This window comes from Streptomyces puniciscabiei (genome assembly GCF_006715785.1).
Lineage (GTDB): Bacteria > Actinomycetota > Actinomycetes > Streptomycetales > Streptomycetaceae > Streptomyces > Streptomyces puniciscabiei.
The window spans coordinates 110,014-129,092 of record NZ_VFNX01000002.1 but is presented as its reverse complement, the minus strand read 5'-3'; the positions used below and the strand labels follow the sequence as shown (position 1 = coordinate 129,092).

Genomic DNA, 19,079 nt, shown 5'->3' with positions numbered 1-19,079 from the left:
CGGGTCCTGGTAGCGCGATCAGGCATCGGGGCGGTCCGGGACCCGGGTGATGCCGTCCTGAGCCGCCAGGAAGCCCTGCAGCCCGCGACTGAGTGCGTCCCGGTCGCCCGTCCCCATGGCCGCGAACACGGTGGCGAGCGCCCGCGACCGGCGGGCGGCCACCTCGTCGAGCACCTGCCGGCCGTGCCCGGTGAGGTTCAACTGCACCTCGCGCCGCTTCTGCGGATGCAGCACACGCTCCAGCAGGCCGGCCGCCTCCAGCCGGTCACACAGCCGGCTGGCCGTGGGCATCCCTATTTCCATGCTCTCCGCCAGAGCGGTGAGGTTGAGCCCCGGCGCGGCCTGAAGGATCCGCAGGGCACGCAGCTGGTGCGGCGACAGGCGCAGCCGAGCTCCCTGCGCGGCGACGGACCACAGGGTCGCGAGACCGTCCACGGCATCGGCGAGCTCCAGCGCGAGAGCCGCCATGGGATCGTCGCCCGGCCCGCTTGCCCGGTCGTCCCCGAAGCCGCTGAGACGAGTCACGAACACATCGCTTTCAGTAATCGCCTGCCCATATGGATACCACCCTCATTCAAACGCGGTACCCGAACGGCCGCCGGGCAAGCACCGCCGGCCGCGCCATCGTAGGAGACGCACAAACGGTCCTGCCGCCTCCTCGGTGCCGGCAGCCGTGCCGTAACCGGGCGGCCGCCCGGCCCCCGGCGCGCAGGGCCGGCCGGATTGAACACGGGCATCCAGGACAGGCGCTTTCCGGAGCGGATCTGCGGAAACGGCGGTGGGCACGCCGAATGCTCCTTCGGTCGCCGACTACCGTTCCGGCCGGCGTCTCGTGGTGTAATTCACTGGCGAGATGGATCACCTCACGGCCCAGGCGTTCACAAGAGATCTGCTGAATCTCCTGAATTCGGGGGAACAATGCATCGTGCAGTATCCCGGTGACGTCCCCTTCAGCGACTCAGCGGGACTGAACGCCATCCTGACGGCAGGCACTTCGCTGTCCCCAGCGGCGCCATAACGCCATAAGAAGCACTGGACGCGCCGCTGCGGCACTGGCGCACCCGTGTGCTGGGCGGCGCGGACACGGCGCGAAAAGACCCTCGCCAGACGGCTGCACGTCCTCCGGGCGGCCCGAGGCCGGTCTGCTGCTCGGCGTGGTCGTAGGCGTTCAGGGCCCAGACGCAGTCGTCGCGCATCCATCGGGTCGCTCGAGCGCACTCCGCCGGAGCCGGACCGGTGGCCCGAGTCGCGGCTACGTCACACGGATGCCGACGATGCAGGTGTCGTCGTCCGTGTCCGACCTACTGTAGGTGAGCAGACGGTCGAGCTGCTGGTCCAGGGTCTTCGGCGCGGTACGGGCCGTGGTCAGCAGGTAGGTCAGGGACTCCTCCACGGACCGGTCCCGGCGCTCGATGAGCCCGTCGGTGTACATCAGCAGCATGTCCTCCGGCGCGAACTGCAGCTCGGCCTCCTCGTAGACGGCTTCGGGCACTGCGCCCAGCAGCAGGCCCTTGACCAACGGCAGCGGGGCCGCCTCCCGGCCACGGACCAGCACGGGCGGGAGATGGCCTGCCCGTGCCCAGCGCAGACTGCGCTGATCCGGGTCGTACAGGGCGCACACCGCAGTGGCGGTGATGCCTCCGGTCAAGTGGTGCGCCACGATGTTCAGCCAGGACAGCAACTGGCCCGGCCCGGCACCCGTAACGGCCAGGCCACGCAACGCGTTGCGCAGAACGACCATGCTGGTGGCGGCTTCGATGCCGTGGCCTGCGACGTCACCCACGCACAGCAGCGCCAGCCCGGACGGCAGCATCACGGCGTCGTACCAGTCGCCGCCCACCAGATGCTCGGTCTCCGCCGGCCGGTAGCGCACCGCGACCTCCAGACCGGGCACCGTCAGCGGAGCCTGCGTGGGAGGCATGATGGCGTGCTGCAACTGCAGCGTCAGACGGTTGCGTTCAGCCGCCTGCTGCTCGGTATGCGCAAGCTGGTCCCGGGTGGCGGCGAGCGCCACCTCCGTCCAGTGCTGGGCGGAAATATCCTGGTAGGCGCCTCGCACAGCGAAGAGGCCGCCGTCGGCGTCGAGGGCCGGTTCGGCGACCACCCGGATGTGCCGGGTCACGCCGTCTGGGCGTTGCAGCCGGAAGGCCGCGGAGGCCGGCCGGCGGCGGTGCAGCAGCGTCCGCAGGAACCGGCCGAGGGCCACCGCGTCGTCGGGGTGCGCGTGCGCAGGCAGCTCCTCCAGCGGTACGGGCGTGCTCGCCGGGGACCGGCCGTAGAGGTGGAACAACTGGTCGTTCCAGGTGATCTCACCGGTGAGCAGGTTCTCCTCGAAGCCGCCGATACGGCCCAGACGTTGGGCGTGCTGGAGCAGGCTCGCCAGCTGCGCCGTCTCGTCCTCGATACGCCAGATCAGCAGCACGCTGCTGCCGTGCCGGCTGATGCTGATGTCCGCGACTGCCGACAGCGGCACCTGGTCGACGAGTGCGGTCAGACGCATCCGGCGGCCCCGGTACGGTTCCCCGGTGGCGTAGACCCGCTCGACCCGCTGGAACAGCTCGCTCTTCCCTGCGGCCATGGGGTACGCCTCGAGCAACAGAGCTCCGCTGACCAGCGCGCGCGGCCGGCCGGCCGGGTCCAGGAAACGGCTGTTGACGTGCTGGATGCGGAAGTCCACCAGCTGGCCGGAGCCGTCGATGTGCGGCACCAGCACCAGAGCGGGGTCGTGCAGTCCATCGGCCAGCTCCGTCAGCTCGGCGGCGTCCGGCAGGATCCGTGGGTCCTGGCCGGGGCACTGGCGGAGCGTGTACGTCTCCAGCGTGTGCGCGCACAGCTCGGCCAGGGCTTCCACCTGCCGGACGATCTGCGGCGGCTGCGGCTCCAGCGGCCCGGGCCAGGCGATCTCCAGGACGCCGTGGATGCGGCCCCCTGCGCCGGCGGGTACCGCAACCCGGCCGCCGGCCGGATGCATGTGCCGGCCGATGGTGGGCAGCCCGGTGTCGGCGAGCGACGGGAACCACTGACCGGTGCGCTCCGTCAGGCCCCGGCGCGCCACGGTCGCCACCTCCGGGGGGACGTAGCGCCACCGGACGGCCTCGGCGGGGGAGAAGCCGGCGCTTCCGCTGAGGGTGAGCGAGCCGTCCGCGCCCGCGCTCCACACGGCCACGGCGACCGCACCGAGCGGGCGCAGGGCATGCTCCAGCAACGCGTTGGCCACGTCCTGAGTGTCGTTCGCGGCCAGCGCGCCGCTCTCCGCCGCCCGCAGTCGCAGGGCGGTGGCCTGGCGCGCGGGCGTCTCGGCAACGGTGCTCAGGAAGGCGTCCGTGACCTCCGACACCCGGTCGCGGGCGGCCTGGTTGATGACTTCCACCGCGAACTCCAGTGGCGTCAACTTGGCCTGCTCGGTCAGCTCCGCGAGCTGCCGGGCGGCCTGCGCCGGACCGCAGCCCAGCCGCTCGACCAGGATGCCCTTGGCCAGCTCGATCAGCGCACGGCCCTCCGCCTCCGCATGCGCGGCACGGACCTCGCGGCGCAGCCGGTCCACCGTGGCGGCCAGCCTGCCGACGGGGGAGGTGGGGGAGACGCCCGCGAGATCCAGCGGCGCAGTGCCCGACTCGACGCCGTCCGGTTCGCCTGGCTGCTCGGGCGTCTTCACGATGTACACGCTCCTCGGCTGAACGGCGCTTGGACGCGGGTCGTGCCACGCCGGGCTGTACTCGCCCCGTCGGCGGGAGGCACCGGCGCGCTCACGCGGAAAGCCAGCGTCGGACGCAGGCGATGAGGTCGCGGGTGTCGACGGGCTTGGTGACGTAGTCGCTGGCGCCGGCGGAGAGGGACTTCTCCCGGTCGCCGGGCATCGCCTTGGCGGTGACCGCGATGATCGGCAGCTCGGCGTACTGCGGCAGCTTGCGGATCTCGGAGGTGGCCGTGTAGCCGTCCATCTCCGGCATCATCACGTCCATCAGCACCAACGCGATGTCGGGGTTGGCGAGCAGCGTGTCGATGCCCTTGCGCCCGTTCTCCGCGTGCAGCACCCGGAAGCCGTACATCTCCAGGATCCCGCTGAGTGCGAACAGGTTGCGTGCGTCGTCGTCGACGACCAGGACCGTACGGCCCCGGAAGCTGTCGTCCACCGGGGGTGCGAGGTCCTGCGGGTCCTCGACCCGGACCAGGGAGAGCACCTCCCCGGGTGCCTCGGCGGCCAGGTGCAGGGCGATGCGTTCGCGCAGCTCGTCCAGGCTGGACAGGAACTCCAGGGACCCGTCGTCGCGGTGGGAGCGCAGCGCTTCGGCCCGTGCCACCTCCGGCCGGTGGCTGCTGTGGACGAGTACCGGTACGCTCGCCAGCCCCGAGTCGCCTTCGAGTGCCTGCAGGAACCGGCCCGCCTCCCCGCCGGACATGTCCAGGTCCAGTACGACGCAGTGGCAGGACTCGGTGGCCAGTGCGCCCGCTGCCTCCAGCGCTCCGACGGCGGTGATGACGTCCACCGCCGGCAGCGGGAAGCCGTCGTCCGGGCGGTGCCGGGCCACGTCCGCGACCACGCTCTCGGCGACCAGGGTCAGCAGGCCGCGCGGCCGTTCCTCCACCACCAGGAGTCGGCGCGGCCGCTGCTGGGGAATGGCCGGCTGCGGGGGAGCGGTGGTCTGTCCCGCGGTGGCGGCCGATGCGAGTTCTGCCGGTTCTTTCGGGCTGTTCGGGGTGGGCCAAGCGGCCTCGAGCAGCTCCTCGAAGTCCGGCCGGGCCACCGGCAGGTACAGCGTGAAGGTGCTGCCCCGGCCGGGCGCGCTGTCCACCGCCACGGCACCGCCGAGCAGATGCGCGATCTCCCGGGTGATGGACAGTCCGAGGCCGGTTCCGCCGTACTTGCGGCTCGTGGTGCCGTCCGCCTGCTGGAACGCCCCGAAGATCGACTCCAGGTGCTGCTCCGGAATACCGATGCCGGTGTCGCGCACCCGGAACGCCACGACGGCACCGCCGCGCACGACGTCCTGCGGAACCTCGTCGTCCGTTGCGGGCTCGATGGCCAGCTCGACACTGCCCTGCTCGGTGAACTTCACCGCGTTGGACAGCAGGTTGCGCAGCACCTGCCGTAGCCGGGAGTCATCGGTGAGCAGGTCGGCGGGCGCGCCCGCCGCGGTGGTGACCGCGAATTCCAGCCCCTTCTGGGTGGTCATGGGCCGGAAGGTGGCCTCGACGTACTCGATGAGCCGGCGCAGCGGCACCCGCTCCGGGGTGACGTCCATTTTGCCTGCCTCGACCTTCGACAGGTCCAGGATGTCGTTGATCAGCTGCAGCAGGTCGCTGCCCGCGGAGTGGATGATTCCCGCGTACTCGACCTGCTTCGGGGTGAGGTTGCGCGAGGGGTTCTGAGCGAGGAGCTGGGCGAGGATGAGCAGGCTGTTGAGCGGAGTGCGCAGCTCGTGGCTCATGTTGGCCAGGAACTCCGACTTGTACTTCGAGGCCAGCGACAACTGCTGGGCGCGCGCCTCGAGTTCCCGCCGGGCCTGTTCGATCTGCAGGTTCTTCGCCTCGATGTCGCGGTTTTGCGCCGCCAGCAGCGAGGCCTTCTCCTCCAGTTCGGAGTTGGAGCGCTGCAGCTCGTCCTGCTGGGACTGCAACTCGGCCGAACGCGCCTGCAGCTCGGCGGTCAGCCGCTGAGATTCCTCCAGCAGCTCGTCGGTGCGGGCGTTGGCCACGATCGTGTTGACGTTGACGCCGAGCGTCTCGCGGAGCTGTTCCAGGAAGTCCCGGTGGACGGGCGTGAAGGCGGTGACCGACGCCAGCTCGATGACGCCGAGGACCTGGTCCTCGAAGAGGATCGGCAGCAGGATCAGCGCGGCCGGCACCGCCTGGCCGAGCCCGGAGGAGATGGTCACGTAGCCTTGGGGCAGCTCGTCGACGGTGATGGTACGGCGGCTGCGTGCGGCCTGGCCGACCAGTGAGCGGCCGAAGGAGAACCGGGTGGGCCGCCCGTCGTCGTCGGGCCTGCCGTAGGAGCCGACAAGCCGCAGCTCCGGGCCGCGCTCACCGTCCTCGGCGAGGTAGAAGGCGCCGTACTGGGCCGACACCAGCGGTGTCAGCTCGTCCATGATGAGTTCAGCCACCACAGGCAGATCCCGGTGGCCCTGCATGAGGCCGGCGATGCGCGCCAGGTTCGTCTTGAGCCAGTCCTGCTCCTGGTTGGCCCGGGTGGTCTCGCGCAGCGACTCCACCATGGAGTTGATGTTGTCCTTGAGCTCGGCGACCTCGCCGGAGGCCTCCACCGTGATCGAGCGGGTCAGGTCGCCCTCGGCCACGGCGCTGGCCACGGCGCCGATGGCCCGTACCTGACGGGTCAGGTTGCCTGCCAGCTCGTTGACGTTCTCCGTGAGCCGCTTCCAGGTGCCCGAGACGCCCTCCACCTCGGCCTGGCCGCCCAGGCGTCCTTCGGTGCCGACCTCGCGGGCGACCCGGGTGACTTCGTCGGCGAAGGCGGAGAGCTGGTCCACCATCGTGTTGATGGTCGTCTTCAGTTCCAGGATCTCGCCGCGTGCGTCCACGTCGATCTTCTTCGACAGGTCGCCCCCGGCCACGGCGGTCGTCACCAGCGCGATGTTGCGTACCTGACCGGTCAGGTTGTTCGCCATGGAGTTGACGTTGTCGGTGAGGTCCTTCCACGTGCCGGCCACGTTCGGCACGTGGGCCTGGCCGCCGAGGCGTCCTTCGGTGCCGACCTCGCGGGCGACGCGGGTGACTTCGTCGGCGAACGCGGACAGGGTGTCGACCATCGTGTTGATCACATCGGCCAGTGCGGCGACCTCCCCCTCGGCCGCGACCGTGATCTTGCGGGACAGGTCGCCCCGCGCGACGGCCGTGGCGACCTGGGCGATGGAGCGCACCTGGCCGGTCAGGTTCGACGCCATCACGTTCACGTTGTCAGTGAGGGCCTTCCAAGTGCCCGACACACCCTTGACGTCGGCCTGGCCGCCGAGGCGTCCTTCGGTGCCGACCTCGCGGGCGACGCGGGTGACTTCGTCGGCGAAGGCGGAGAGCTGGTCGACCATCGTGTTGATGGTGTTCTTGAGTTCGAGGATCTCGCCGCGTGCGTCGACGGTGATCTTCTGCGACAGGTCGCCCTCGGCCACCGCGGTCGCCACCTGGGCGACGTTGCGGACCTGGGCGGTGAGGTTGCCCGCCATGAAGTTGACCGAGTCGGTCAGATCCCGCCAGGTGCCTTTGACGCCCTTGACGTCGGCCTGGCCGCCGAGGCGTCCTTCCGTGCCGACCTCGCGGGCGACGCGGGTGACTTCGTCGGCGAAGGCGGAGAGCTGGTCGACCATCGTGTTGATGGTGTTCTTGAGTTCGAGGATCTCGCCGCGTGCGTCGACGGTGATCTTCTGCGACAGGTCGCCCTTGGCCACCGCGGTCGTCACCTGGGCGACGTTGCGGACCTGGTTGGTGAGGTTGCCCGCCATGAAGTTGACCGAGTCGGTGAGGTCCCGCCACACCCCCGCGACACCGGGCACCTTGGCCTGGCCGCCGAGGCGTCCTTCGGTGCCGACCTCGCGGGCGACGCGGGTGACTTCGTCGGCGAAGGCGGAGAGCTGGTCCACCATCGTGTTGACGGTTTCCTTCAGCTGCAGGATCTCCCCGCGCGCCGGCACGTCGATCTTCTGGGACAGGTCGCCCTTGGCCACGGCCGTGGCCACCTGGGCGATGTCACGGACCTGGGTGGTCAGGTTCCCGGCCATGGCGTTGACCGAGTCGGTCAGGTCGGCCCAGGTTCCGGAGACCCCCGGCACCTCCGCCTGCCCGCCGAGCGTCCCCTCGGTGCCGACTTCCCGGGCCACGCGCGTCACCTCGGAGGTGAACACGGACAGTTGGTCGACCATGCCGTTGAACACGGTCGCGATGTCGCCCATGAGACCGCCGGCGTCTTCCGGCAGACGTGTGCCGAAGTCGCCGTCCCGCACGGCCGTCAGCCCCGCCAGAAGCTGTCTGAGCTCCCCGTCGCCCGGCCCGGCGTCGACGAGCTCGGTCCTGTCGCTGGTCATGCGCACCCTCGTCCCGCTCCCCTGGAGCCCTCAGCAGTGAAGACTCGAACACCCTGGTGGGCCGGTGGGCCCGTGAACGTTCTGCATTCCCTCACCTCAAGGCCTCAGGCGGGAGGAAAATACGCCGCAGGCTAACCCACTCGGTACCCGCCGAACAAAGCCTCCGGTCGCTGCGCACCGGGGAAGGAATCCGCCACGAAGAGGCACGCATGACACCGGAGCCACGGGGTACCTGACCTGGTTTTCGCGTCTCGGTGTCCACCACGATCGTGCCGCAGGAGTGCTGACGTAGTGACGCCCCCTGCAGCGCGCAACCGCCGAACCTGTGCATCGATCGTCCATCGGGCGACGGCCGACCGCGCGTCCGTCGGCCGCCGTGCGTACCGGCTGTACACCCGGGCCGACCCCGTTCCGCACGCCGGACAGACAGCTTGCTCCGCCGAAGCACCGGCCGCACGAGCACCGGCTCGCCATGGGGGAGCAGAGCACCCGCGGGCTTTCATGATGGCTGTGTCGGGTCCCTGTGACGGCCGGGTCGGCATGTACAGTACGTGGACCGACTTCGATGCTTTGGAGGCCGCACGCCCCGCCGTCGGCTATCCGGCGTCCACCACGAGCCGAACGGCGAGCCGGGACGAGAACATCCGATCGCCCGGGATGGCGTTCGGAACAACTCGCCACCGCGCTCGCCACCGTGACGGCCGGGCTCGGTACCGACCGAAATCCATGCCCTGCTGCACCGGCAAGCCGCCGCCGAGCTGCCCGACGACTGCAGCCTCCTTGTCGTCCTAGTCCCGGTCAACGGCTCGGCGGGAGGCGCGGGTTGTGGTCGGCTGGGGGGCGAGCGGTCTCGATGCCGCCGGGTCAGTAGGGATCAGCGGTCGATGTAGAAGCGGATCGTGGTACCCGCCTCACTGGTGTGGATGCGAACGAGGTCGGCGAGGTGGTTGACGAGGAGCAGGCCCCGGCCGCCGGGCCGTTCGGGTGCCGGGGGGCGCCGGCCGGCCAGTGGATCGGTGAGCCGGCCCGCGTCCTGCACCTCGCAGACGACCTGCTTGTCCTCCGCCCAGATCCGCAGCGTGCCGCCACCGGCTCCATGAACGACGCTGTTGGTGGTCAGCTCTGCCACCGCCAGCTGGAGATCCTGCAGCCGCGTCCCCTCCAACCCCAGCCGCTCGCCCTGCCGTACGGCAAACTCGCGTACCGTCGGCAATTGGCCACTGCCTTCGAACTTCGTCGCCTGGGCGGCGGACGGCACGGGCAGAGCCTGGTTGTACCGGGCGACGATCTCCTCGGGACTGTACGCCGCCGAAGCCGTCTCGCTCCCCTCGGCGACCACCACCGGGTGGGTGGCCAAGGCGTCCTTCAGCACCTCCTGGTCGAGCCCGGCGACGTCGTACGGGCACAGAATGGTGACGGCGCGGCCGGTGAATGCCGCGTTGATCAGCGCCTCGTGCTGCACGCACGCGGGGTACTCCGCCGCGCTGCGACCGGGCCAGATCGGCTCACCGATGATGCGCACCCGTCCACCGGCATGGGCATCGGCGAACCGGCGCAGCACTCCGGGAATGATCCGCCCCGGGTTCCGGCCGGCCTGCGTCATGTCCACGAAGTGAACACGGCGGGCCTGGTCACCGAGCCGGTCCTTGATCAGCTGGAGTCGGTCCGGCGGCGCGGCGACCGCAACCGGTTCCTCCCTGGCCAGCCCCTCGAGGACGAAGGGGACTGTACCTGCCACATACTGCTGCTCCCCGCTGTAGAACAGCGCCGGGTGCACGAACTCCTGGGGCCCGGGGGCGGTGCCGGTCATGCAGCCACCTCGATCCCGCCCAGGCCGGACCAGAACAAGTCCAGAATGCGCGGTACCTGGGGCGGTGGTTGTTCAAGGACGAGCAGACGATCCCCACTCAGTGACCGTGCGGTCATCGCCAGATCCGTCACCCCGGCCACGTCGATGAACGTCAGCCGGGACATCTCGACGTACAGGCAGCTCTCGCTCCGCCGTGACAGCCGGCAGAGGGCTTCCTGCCACATCGGCCGCGTGCTCACGCCGACCTCGCCTTTTGCATACACGCCTGGGCGCTCCAGCAGCGGACGAACTTCCAGCCATGCCCCGCCGTCTGACGGCACGGTGCAGTGCCCCTCCGTTTCGAGTGGGACATCCACGCTCTTCCCCTCACTCTGCCCGAATCGCCCCTCGACGGCGTGCACCCGGATGAGTACGGCCGCTGTCCATCTATACCAGGCTTATGACGCCAACCCGGGCGAGTTGTCCGACGGCCGGGATTCGGCGGTATCGCGCAGAGCTTGCCGGGGAGATCATCGGTCACTGGTGAGGGGGCTACGGTCCGCCAGCGGTCGGGCCCATGACCGATGATCAGGCCGAGGCGTAGGGGCGAGCCCACACGTCCCGAGCCAGAACGCTTCTCCCTGACGGGCGGGGGCGAGGGGTTTCCGGAAACAGCCATCAGAAGTGCTGGGGTTCACACGTGGGACAACATGCTCGACAGCCTCCCGAAGTCCGCCCAGCCGGGAGCAGACAAGACCCCGCCAAAAGGCGATGCCGCTGACTTCGCACGGCACGAGTCCCCGCCGGCCGTGCGCACCGTCCCGCGTCTTCTGCCTGGCCGTACAGGAGACCCGCCGTGCGGGCCAGAATGGCGCGTTCGCAACCGGCTTCACCGGTGTCAGCCGTCGGCGGAAATCGAGGGCGACCCCGTCCCAACCGGGCGTGGTCACATCGGCTGGTGACCGAGGCGTCTCCGCCGGGATCAGCGGCCAACGCCACCGTGGCCGTGATGCGCTTGCCCACCGGCTCCCGGCGAACGGCAAAGCTCTGGCAGACCGCCATCACGATCTCGAGCCCGTGCTGCCCGATGCGGCTCGGGTCCGGCGCCAGGACGGCCGGCACTGCCGTACCGCTGTCCCAGACGCTCACCTGGGCGGCCCGGTCTTCGATCTTCAGCGTCAACAGGCACGGGCCAGGCGCGTACTTTCGGGCATTCGTCACCAGCTCGCTCACCACCAGCTGAACCATGCCCATCGCGCGGCCGGACACCGGCAGACCGCGCAGCGCCTGCACATCCGTCAGGAAGCGACGGGCCAGCTCACGAGCCTTGGCGATCTCCTCGCTGCCCTCGAAGGCTGCGGACACCGCTAGCGGACCCGCTATGAGTGGCAACTGGCACTCATCATGCCCAGCCGCGTCCATGTACACCGCCTCACGTTCCGAAGCGCCGGTTTTCATCAGGCCCCCGGATACCCACAAAACACGGTCCCAGGCATGACCGCAGAGTGTCGCGATCACGACGTCATGGTGACGATGCCGGGCCGGCCGGGGCACGCGGCGCGGAGAGCGCCGTCCACGGCTGCCGTGCGAGTGGTCCGGTCATGGAGGGGACATCATCCGGGGCGGCGCGGGTACAGGTGCCGGGGAACACGACGAGCCCGGGCTGGGAAGGAGCGGTTTCGATGAGCGGCGCGGACAAGGCAGGCAACGCCGGCGACAAGATCAAGGGCAAGGCCAAGGAAGCGGTCGGCAAGGCGGTCGGCAACGAGCGTCTGGAAGCCGAAGGCAAGGCCGACCAGGTCGAAGGTGACGTCAGGCAGGCGGGGGAGAAGGCCAAGGACGCGGCGAAGGACATCTTCGGGGACTGAACGGCACACCCACGAACGCGGGTCATGGCTGATCGGGCCGTGGCCCGCCTTCGTACGCATACTTCCGCGGCTCTCCGGCGTCGAGCCGCCGAGGGAGAGGGACTGCCGGGGCGAGTGGATGAGGGTGCGTGGAGAGGGCGTTGCGGTGATGCGGCAGGCCGGCGGTCGGCGGTACGGGTGGTGGGCGGCGCTGCGCCGGACACCGGTGTCCATCTGGAACGACGACGTCATGGACTGGGCGGCCGCCCTGACGTACTACGCGGTCCTGGCCCTGTTCCCCGTACTGCTGGTCATCCTCTCGGTCATCGGGCTGACCATGCCCAAGACGACTCCTGAGGTGATCGACCGGATGACGGGGGTCGTCCCGGCCACCTCGCGCGGACTGCTGCGCAGCGCACTCCGGCAAATGGCCGGTCAGTCGTCAGCGGCATGGATGCTGGTGTTCTTCGGTGTCGTGGGCGCGTTGTGGTCGGGCTGCAGTTACCTGAGCGTCTTTCGCAGGGCCCTGCACGCGATCCACCACGTCAGTGCGCACCGGCCGGTGTGGCGCACGGCCCCCCGCATCATCGTCACGGCGATCGTGCTGATCAGCCTGCTGGTGACCACCACTCTCGCGCTGCTGGTGAGCGGCAGCCTGGCCGGGCGTCTGGGCCGGGCGTTGAACCTGGGCACCGTGCCCCACACCGCGTGGGACACACTGCGCTGGCCTGTCCTGGCCGCCGTCGCGGGCGCCCTGGTGCTGGTGCTCTACCGTTCGGGTCCGTCTTGCTCGAGACCCGTGCGGAGGATGGCGCCGGGCGGCGGCCTGGCGATCCTGCTCCTGCTGATCGTCTCGTTGGGCTTCACCGTCTACGCCTCGCATGTGAGCACCTATTACCGCCTGTACGGCTCGCTGGCAGGCGTGGTGGTCTTTCTCGTCTGGCTGTGGCTGTCCAACCTCGCGCTTCTGATCGGCGCCCAGTTCAACGCCGAGTTGGCGAAACCTGGCGCGCCACGGCCGGCAGCGATCACCGGCTCCGCGTCCCCGCCCGCGCAGCCTCCCGGCTGACGGTCCGGGTCGTGACCGTCGTCAGTGCCGGCAGCGCGGGGCGAGCGGGGGAGGGAGTGACATGACGCAATCCGAAGCGTACGAGTCCCGGCGTGGCACTGGTCGCCGCCGTCCTTTTGAGCACCGGCGCGGGACTCGACGAGCTGCGCGATGGACCGGTGGGCCGGCCGGTGGGCCTGTACGTGATCCGGCCCCTGGCCGTCCCGTCCGCCGCTGAAGTCGTACACCGCCGGTCGGGCCTGAGCCTGCCGCATGCCTGACGCGGGAGGGGGGACAACGCACGTCCGCCCCGGCGACCGGCCCGTCGCGTCTCCGTTGCGTCTGCCGACCGCCGACCGGACGAGGAGGCCGCCGATATCGGACCCCGGGTGGCTACGACCGCGCGCAGCTCACCCCCGTGCCCCCGGAGCCCCGGCGGGCTCGACGCGGACCACCACGGCGTAGGAGCCGAGGCCGAGGAGTTGGTCTGCGGGGACGTCACCGAGCGCCGTGTAGAGCGTGAGGATGCGCCCGGTCGTGTTGTCGAAGGCGATGTCCTTGACGGTGCCGTGCGCGGTGCCGTGTTCCGTCAGGACCCGGTGCCCGAGGGCCTCGTGGTGGGTGGGAACGTCGCTCTGCCCCGGATCGGTGCCGGTGCGGGAGCGCACGATGACGGCGTCCCGGCCGACGGCTTCGATCGCGTTCCAGGCGATGGTCGTGGCGTGTTTCGGAGCCCCGGACAGACGCAGGCAGGCGACCCGCCCGTTGCGGGCATCGATGGTCAGCGACTCCACGCGCCCGAGCTGTTCGGCATCTACGGAGGTGATCACGGGCAGGCCCAGGGCCTGGGAGAACATCATCATGCCGCACCTCCTTCTCCGGCCGCGGGCACGCCGGCGCGTGATTGCGCGGCCTGGGCGCGGAAGGCCTCGACCTGAGCGCTGAAGCTGGGGAGGTCGTCGGCGACGAAACGGCTGGCGTGCGCGGGGACGACCAGGGCCCGGCCGGAGACGGCCAGTGTCTCCCCGCGCGGGATGAACGTCTTCCGCTTCCGGGAATCGAGGTTCTCGTGGGCGGCGATCTCGAATCCGATGACCCGTCCGGCGGTGCCGGCCTCGATCACCACGTCCAGGACTGTGCCCACCTCGGTCCCCTGGTCGGTGAGGACGGGCGCGCCGATGACCTGACCGCGTTCGGCTTCGCCGGTCCCCACGACCGCGTCGCGGTTCTCCAGGACCGCCTCACTGGGAATCATCACGGCGGACGGTCCGATGGCGTGCACTCCGGAGAAGGGGAGGCTCTCCTTGAGAGGGCCGGACAACAGCCCGCGTCCGCTCAGGGTGAAGCCCGTGATCCGACCGGCCCGAGCGTCGAAGACGGTGTCGCGGATCTGGGCGACCGCCTCGCCGCCCAGCGTCACGACCACGCGCTTGGTCAGTTCGGAGGCGAGCATCAGGGTGTTCACCGTCCCCCCTCCCCGCTGCTCCGGTGACCCGAACGCACCGCGATCACCGTGCCGTTACGGCGTTTCGCCTGGACTGCCAACGTTGTCGCGGCGAGCAATCCTGCCACCGCGATCAGCAGGACCACCCAGCCCCACCATTCCATCGCGGACCTCCTTGCTTGCGTCGTCACCCGGGCCGTCGCGCTGTGTGCACGTCCCTGGGCTATCCGGTTGCCCGCGGTAAGGGCGTTGCACGCCTCCGGCGCACCCGTGAGGCGCGAGTGGGAGACATCAGGTCAGCCGTGGTCTTCTTCCAGGGCGGCGGGCATTGTCGGGCGGCAGCGGGTGCCGGCTGGCGTACGAGGTGTCGCGGCCGGGGGGTTCGCCCAGGACACCGGTGAGGGCGGACCGTCCGAGGACCACCCGCGGCCCGGGGGCGACCTCCTGTGGGAGATCGGCACCGGGTACTTCGGCTGCCGGACCCGGGACGGGGACTTCGACGCGGCCGAATTCACCTACGAGGCCGCGCAGGACGACGTCAAGTGCCTGTCCCCGAAACCGTCGCAAGGCGCCAAACCCCCGGCATCGGCGGTGTCCCGCCCGGCGCCAAGGTGAACGCCGAGATCGCCCGCGTCCCGCACGTGCCCGAGGGCCGTACGGTCGTCTGGCCCCGTACCACCGGGTGTTCTCCACCCCGCGCGCTCACCGTGCACAACGTCCTTGTGGGGACCGGCCTGCGCGACCTGATCAGGGTCGGCGTCAGCGGCAGGATCGCCACGGGCACCCACCTCGTCAAGCGCATGGTGCAAGGGCCCGACTACGGCAATGCCGCACGAGCCATGGTGTTCGCCGTCGGCTGCAACCGAGCCCAGCGCCACACGAACACCTGCCGCAACGGTGTCACGACCCAGGACCCCGTCGGGCCCGCGCCCTCGACGTCCCCGACAGGACGGCGGCGTCCAGGGCTTGCAGGCAGGGCTGCCCGAGTGCGGCACCGTTTCGACGACCTCGACTTCGCCGCCGTGGCCGAGGCCATGGGCATCACCGGGATGCCCGGGACGGGCCCGGCCGAGATGGACGGCGCCGTGCGCCGCGCTCTCGGCGGTCCGGGCCCGGTGCGCTCGTCGTCCCTACCAGCCCCGACGAGATCGCGGTACCGGCCGAGCCGACCGTGGAGCAGGGCTGGGGCTTCGCGCCGGCCGAGGTCAAGGAGGTCGTACGCAGCCACGGGGAGCAGGACTGAGAGAAGCGGGAGGAATGCCGCTCGGACTGCCGGGTATCCGCCTGCTTGCCGGGGACGACCGGCAAGGGCACAACCGATCGACTGGGAGGGGCGCACGATGGCGACGACGGTCGTACCAACTGCCGAGGAGACAGTGGACGTACCGGGCGTACCGGAGATAGCAGACCCTTCCAAGGTCGCGCCGAGGGACGCGCGGGAGCTGTCCAAGGTGTTCTTCGACCAGCTCGCGGTGCTGGAGGAGGGCACGCCGGAGTACCAGTACGCGCGCAACACGCTCATCGAGATGAACATGTCCCTCGTCCGCTACGCGGCCGGCCGGTTCCGCAGCCGCGGCCCGCAGGAGATGGAGGACATCGTCCAGGTCGGCATGATCGGCCTGATCAAGGCGATCGACCGGTTCGAGCTGTCCCGTGAGGTCGAGTTCACCTCCTTCGCCGTGCCGTACATCGTCGGTGAGATCAAGCGGTTCTTCCGCGACACCTCCTGGGCCGTGCACGTACCGCGCCGACTCCAGGAGGCGCGCGTCCAACTCGCCTGTGCGAAGGAGGAGTTGAGCAGCAGGCTCGGCCGGACGCCGACCACCAAGGAGCTGTCGGAGCTGATGTGCCTGCCCGAGGAGGAGGTCGTGGAGGCCCAGCTCGCCTCCAACGGCCACAGGTCGACCTCCCTCGACGCGGCGATCAACGGCAGCGAGGACGGTGAAGCGGCGCTGGCCGACTTCATCGGCAACGAGGACGCCGCCCTGGGCCTGGTAGAGGACTTCCGCACCCTCGCCCCGCTGATCGCCCAACTCGACGAGCGCGAACGCAAGCTCATCCACTGGCGCTTCGTCGAGGAACTCACCCAGGCCCAGATCGGCGAACGCCTCGGCGTCTCCCAGATGCACGTCTCCCGGCTGCTCTCCCGTCTCTTGGCCCGCCTGCGCGAAGGCATGCTCACCACTGGATGAGGCCCGGGCGCCCGACAGCCGGCTGTCCTCGCGGCCGGGCGCAGCGCCGGACACCGCGGGGTCCTGCCGGCCGGCAGGACCCCGCCCGCAGTTCGACGACCGCGGGAGGGGACCGGATGGCCGATGTGGAGGTCGCGGACACCAAGAGCCGGACCCCGGGCCTCCGAGGCCGCCGCCACGGAGGGGCACGATGGCAGGCCCTGCTCTTGGAGGGTTTGGGCGAGCACACGGCCCGGCACCCGTTCCCGCACCGCGCCCCGCACTCCGCGCAGGAGGAACACCGGTGGTGGCGGTTGACGTGCGCATGTGCCGATCACCCTGACCCTCGTCGGCGCGCTCGGCGCCGCCTTCCTCACGGGCTTCCGCGAGGCCATCGGCGTCGCGGTGGCCCTGGTGGGCGCGCACCTGGCCGCCGACATCGTCGTGCAGCCGTCACCACTTGGCACGTCGTCGGCCATCCGGTACGGATCAGCGACTGGGCCGGCGCGCACGGATCACTGCAACTGCTCGCTCCCGCGCGAGCGGCGGCCGTGCGTCCAGTGAGCTGAGGTCAGCCGTCCTGGTGAGCGCGGAGCACGAGCATGGAGCACGCTTCCGCCTCCACCTCGGTGCCGCACTTGATCAGCGGCCGGTACTCGGTGCAGGGGATGGCCGTTCCGTAATGGCCTTGCCGTTGAGGTGGACCATCAGGGAGCCGGTGAAGCCGGTGCCCCAGTCGGTGTCGGTCATATCCCGTCCGGGGCGGCGGCTGACGGCATCCGCCGGTGTGCACCGGTGTTCGGCCTCGGTAAGCCGGCCGGTACGCCAGTACGCAAGGGTGGTTGGCCGGCGTGGTGGGCGGCGAAGGCGAGCAGACCGTCGTCCCTGTAGCGGTCGGTACGGTACTTGCCGGTGCAGGCTTCGGCGAGGCCGTCGGTGCAGAGGAGCAGGGTGCCGCCGGGGGCCAGGACGGTGCCGGCACGCAGACGCGCCCCTGCAGCGCAGGAAAGCGCGCCGCCCGCGGGCACATCCAGGGCAACATCGTGCTCAACGGTCGCTCGGTGACGAGCGGCAGCCGAGGCGAGGCCAGGGTCCGTCCCGGTCGACGCTGTTCCGCAAGGTCCGGCCGCTGCCGAGTCGCGGAAGGCCCCCGCCGTCGCGCGTGCGGGGGTGCGGTTGTTCGTGCCACGCACCCCTCGACAGCGCGGTGCCTCCGGACGCCTGCCCGTCAGGCCGCCAGTGTGCGGTCGGCTTTTCCGACCCTCTGGCAGCCCCCGCGCAGCTCCTCCAGGAGGGCGTCGGCGGCGGCAGGGGCCTGGTCCACCGACTGGGTGCCGGTCATGGCGCACAGCCTGCGGGAGGTGTCCTCCAGGTCCCGGCTCGACTGTCCGGTGGGCTGCAGGCCAAGGCGGAAGCGGGCCTCGGCGAAGCGGGCCGGCACGGCACGCAGTTCCCTCTCTGCAGGCAACAGCACAGCGACCCTGCTTGAGAGGCGGCCCGTCTTACCGGGCCCGGCGATTCTCGTCTGCCCCCGCGAGGCCACCGTATGGACTTGCCTGCCGCAGTGGCCCGACGAGGCCGCGCAGCCGCGCAGGCCGTCATCGCGTCTGCCGGGCGGTGCCCGTGCGCACATCGCCCCCGCGGGTCCTGAGCGGTACGTCCGCTTCGGTGAGCACACGATGCACGAAGCCGTAGGACCGGTCGTGTGCCTCGGCTATCGCCCGGATCGATCGCCCCTCCTTGTACTCCCGGGCGAAGACTTCCGCGAGCTTCTCGCGTGCGCCACCGGTGATCCACTTTCCCTTGCGCATGTCCTTGTGCACGAAGATCTCCTCTCCAGAAGTCGGAGTGTGATCACTGGTGCCCAGGTCGCCGCCTTCCATGTGTCCGCGGTCCGCTGACTGTTGGGGCAGCACGTCACCACAGCATCGTCGGCCGAGGCCGGCTCAGGACTCGATGCCGGTCTGCTGCCACGGGTTCGGGCCGGTGCCGCGGCACCACGCCACGAGGCCGGGACCGTCCACGCAGACGATTCCGCACTGCCGCGCGTACTCCCTTGCGGGTTCCGTGAACTCGCTCGTCGTGACGAGCACTGCGACATCGGCCTTGTGAATGGTGAAACAGGTACCCCCGAAGCGCTGGACGTCCTGTGAGCCGACTTTGTGGGTGTCGCCGTACTGTTTGCACTGGATGACCAGGCGCCGTCCGTCCGGCGTGACCGCCACGACGTCCGCTCCCAAATCGCCCGCGCCTCCCACCACTTCCACATCCCGGCAGCCGTATCCGGTGCACAGGTCGGCTATGGCTCGCTCGAAGGCGTCCGGATCGAGGCCGGCGTAGTCGGCCAGGCAGCCGTCAGCGGCTGACGACTCTGCTGCACCGACGTGTTCTGCCGGTCCGCCGAACTGCGCCGCCGGCCGGTCGGCATCCACCACCGCCGTGTCGCGCAGGTCGTCGGACGCCATCTCGGCTGCCTCCTCCAGCGCTCGGGCAGCCCGGCCGGCGCAGTGCGTGACGGACGCCTTGCGCCACCTGGGCCGGGACGTCAGAACGCCCGCGACGCTGAGCAGGGTCAGGATCACGGCCCACAGCGGACGACGCTCGACGATGCCGGCCGCTGTGCGCACCAAGAACGCCAGGACGCAGAAGACGATCGCCAGGAGCGCGAAGAAGAGAGCGGTGGCGCGCAGATCGAACCGCCGTTCTCCACGGACGCGGCGAACAGGGCGCGTCGGTGTGACCATGCG

The 19,079-nt window shown here is 70.3% G+C and carries 16 protein-coding genes and 1 pseudogene; 6 read left to right on the top strand and 11 right to left on the bottom strand.

Annotation, left to right across the window (positions count from 1 at the left end):
- Positions 1-18 precede the first annotated feature (18 nt).
- The 6 genes from FB563_RS31340 to FB563_RS45585 form a co-directional block, all read right to left on the bottom strand.
- Positions 19-525, bottom strand: a complete 507-nt coding sequence (locus tag FB563_RS31340) for a MarR family winged helix-turn-helix transcriptional regulator (protein WP_055705103.1) — start codon at positions 523-525, stop codon at positions 19-21.
- Between the two features lie 727 nt (positions 526-1,252).
- Positions 1,253-3,655: a SpoIIE family protein phosphatase gene (locus FB563_RS31335; protein ID WP_055705104.1), complete on the bottom strand. Its 2,403-nt coding sequence runs from the start codon at positions 3,653-3,655 to the stop codon at positions 1,253-1,255.
- Between the two features lie 91 nt (positions 3,656-3,746).
- Positions 3,747-8,033, bottom strand: coding sequence for a HAMP domain-containing protein (locus FB563_RS31330; protein WP_055705063.1), 4,287 nt, complete (start codon positions 8,031-8,033; stop codon positions 3,747-3,749).
- Between the two features lie 874 nt (positions 8,034-8,907).
- On the bottom strand, positions 8,908-9,843 hold the full coding sequence (locus FB563_RS31325; RefSeq protein WP_199832753.1) for an anti-sigma factor RsbA family regulatory protein: 936 nt from the start codon (positions 9,841-9,843) through the stop codon (positions 8,908-8,910).
- Positions 9,840-10,199 carry an STAS domain-containing protein gene (locus FB563_RS44360; protein WP_055705106.1) on the bottom strand — a complete coding sequence of 120 codons (360 nt, stop codon included), beginning with the start codon at positions 10,197-10,199 and terminating at the stop codon, positions 9,840-9,842. The genes FB563_RS31325 and FB563_RS44360 overlap by 4 nt, the downstream gene beginning before the upstream one ends.
- Before the next feature lie 301 nt (positions 10,200-10,500).
- Positions 10,501-11,340, bottom strand: a complete 840-nt coding sequence (locus tag FB563_RS45585; RefSeq protein ID WP_425281747.1) for an ATP-binding protein — start codon at positions 11,338-11,340, stop codon at positions 10,501-10,503.
- Between the two features lie 164 nt (positions 11,341-11,504).
- On the opposite strand from FB563_RS45585, the gene FB563_RS31310 reads away from it, so the two are divergent.
- The 3 genes from FB563_RS31310 (at position 11,505) to FB563_RS43205 (ending at position 12,998) form a co-directional block, all read left to right on the top strand.
- Positions 11,505-11,690 (top strand): CsbD family protein, encoded by a 186-nt coding sequence (locus FB563_RS31310; protein WP_055705064.1) that lies wholly within the window; start codon positions 11,505-11,507, stop codon positions 11,688-11,690.
- Positions 11,691-11,808: 118 nt separating this feature from the next.
- Positions 11,809-12,738 (top strand): YihY/virulence factor BrkB family protein, encoded by a 930-nt coding sequence (locus tag FB563_RS31305; RefSeq protein WP_234357637.1) that lies wholly within the window; start codon positions 11,809-11,811, stop codon positions 12,736-12,738.
- Between the two features lie 92 nt (positions 12,739-12,830).
- A complete protein-coding gene (locus FB563_RS43205; protein WP_159045464.1) occupies positions 12,831-12,998 on the top strand; it encodes a hypothetical protein in 168 nt (55 codons plus the stop codon).
- A gap of 129 nt (positions 12,999-13,127) precedes the next feature.
- On the opposite strand, the gene FB563_RS31300 is transcribed toward FB563_RS43205, so the two are convergent.
- Together FB563_RS31300 and FB563_RS31295 are read right to left on the bottom strand one after the other, a co-directional pair.
- Positions 13,128-13,580: a PRC-barrel domain-containing protein gene (locus FB563_RS31300; RefSeq protein WP_055705066.1), complete on the bottom strand. Its 453-nt coding sequence runs from the start codon at positions 13,578-13,580 to the stop codon at positions 13,128-13,130.
- Positions 13,577-14,182, bottom strand: coding sequence for a PRC-barrel domain-containing protein (locus tag FB563_RS31295; protein ID WP_055705067.1), 606 nt, complete (start codon positions 14,180-14,182; stop codon positions 13,577-13,579). The genes FB563_RS31300 and FB563_RS31295 overlap by 4 nt, the downstream gene beginning before the upstream one ends.
- 288 nt (positions 14,183-14,470) lie before the next feature.
- On the opposite strand from FB563_RS31295, the pseudogene FB563_RS44350 reads away from it, so the two are divergent.
- The 3 genes and pseudogenes from FB563_RS44350 to FB563_RS45285 form a co-directional block, all read left to right on the top strand.
- Positions 14,471-15,116: pseudogene (locus FB563_RS44350) on the top strand (glutamate synthase-related protein); the annotation flags it as partial.
- A 385-nt stretch (positions 15,117-15,501) separates the two neighbouring features.
- Positions 15,502-16,353 carry an RNA polymerase sigma factor SigF gene (locus FB563_RS31285; RefSeq protein ID WP_055705069.1) on the top strand — a complete coding sequence of 284 codons (852 nt, stop codon included), beginning with the start codon at positions 15,502-15,504 and terminating at the stop codon, positions 16,351-16,353.
- A 306-nt stretch (positions 16,354-16,659) separates the two neighbouring features.
- The gene (locus FB563_RS45285; protein ID WP_055705070.1) at positions 16,660-16,896 is read left to right on the top strand and encodes a hypothetical protein; all 237 of its coding nucleotides are present in this window, start codon (positions 16,660-16,662) and stop codon (positions 16,894-16,896) included.
- Positions 16,897-17,560: 664 nt separating this feature from the next.
- Here FB563_RS45285 and FB563_RS31270 read toward each other — a convergent pair.
- The 3 genes from FB563_RS31270 to FB563_RS31260 form a co-directional block, all read right to left on the bottom strand.
- Positions 17,561-17,806, bottom strand: coding sequence for a DUF5133 domain-containing protein (locus tag FB563_RS31270; RefSeq protein ID WP_055705072.1), 246 nt, complete (start codon positions 17,804-17,806; stop codon positions 17,561-17,563).
- A 124-nt stretch (positions 17,807-17,930) separates the two neighbouring features.
- Entirely contained in the window at positions 17,931-18,143 is a 213-nt protein-coding gene (locus FB563_RS31265; protein WP_055705107.1) for a helix-turn-helix domain-containing protein, read from the bottom strand.
- Positions 18,144-18,278: 135 nt separating this feature from the next.
- Positions 18,279-19,076 carry a restriction endonuclease gene (locus tag FB563_RS31260; protein ID WP_055705073.1) on the bottom strand — a complete coding sequence of 266 codons (798 nt, stop codon included), beginning with the start codon at positions 19,074-19,076 and terminating at the stop codon, positions 18,279-18,281.
- Between the last annotated feature and the right edge of the window lie 3 nt (positions 19,077-19,079).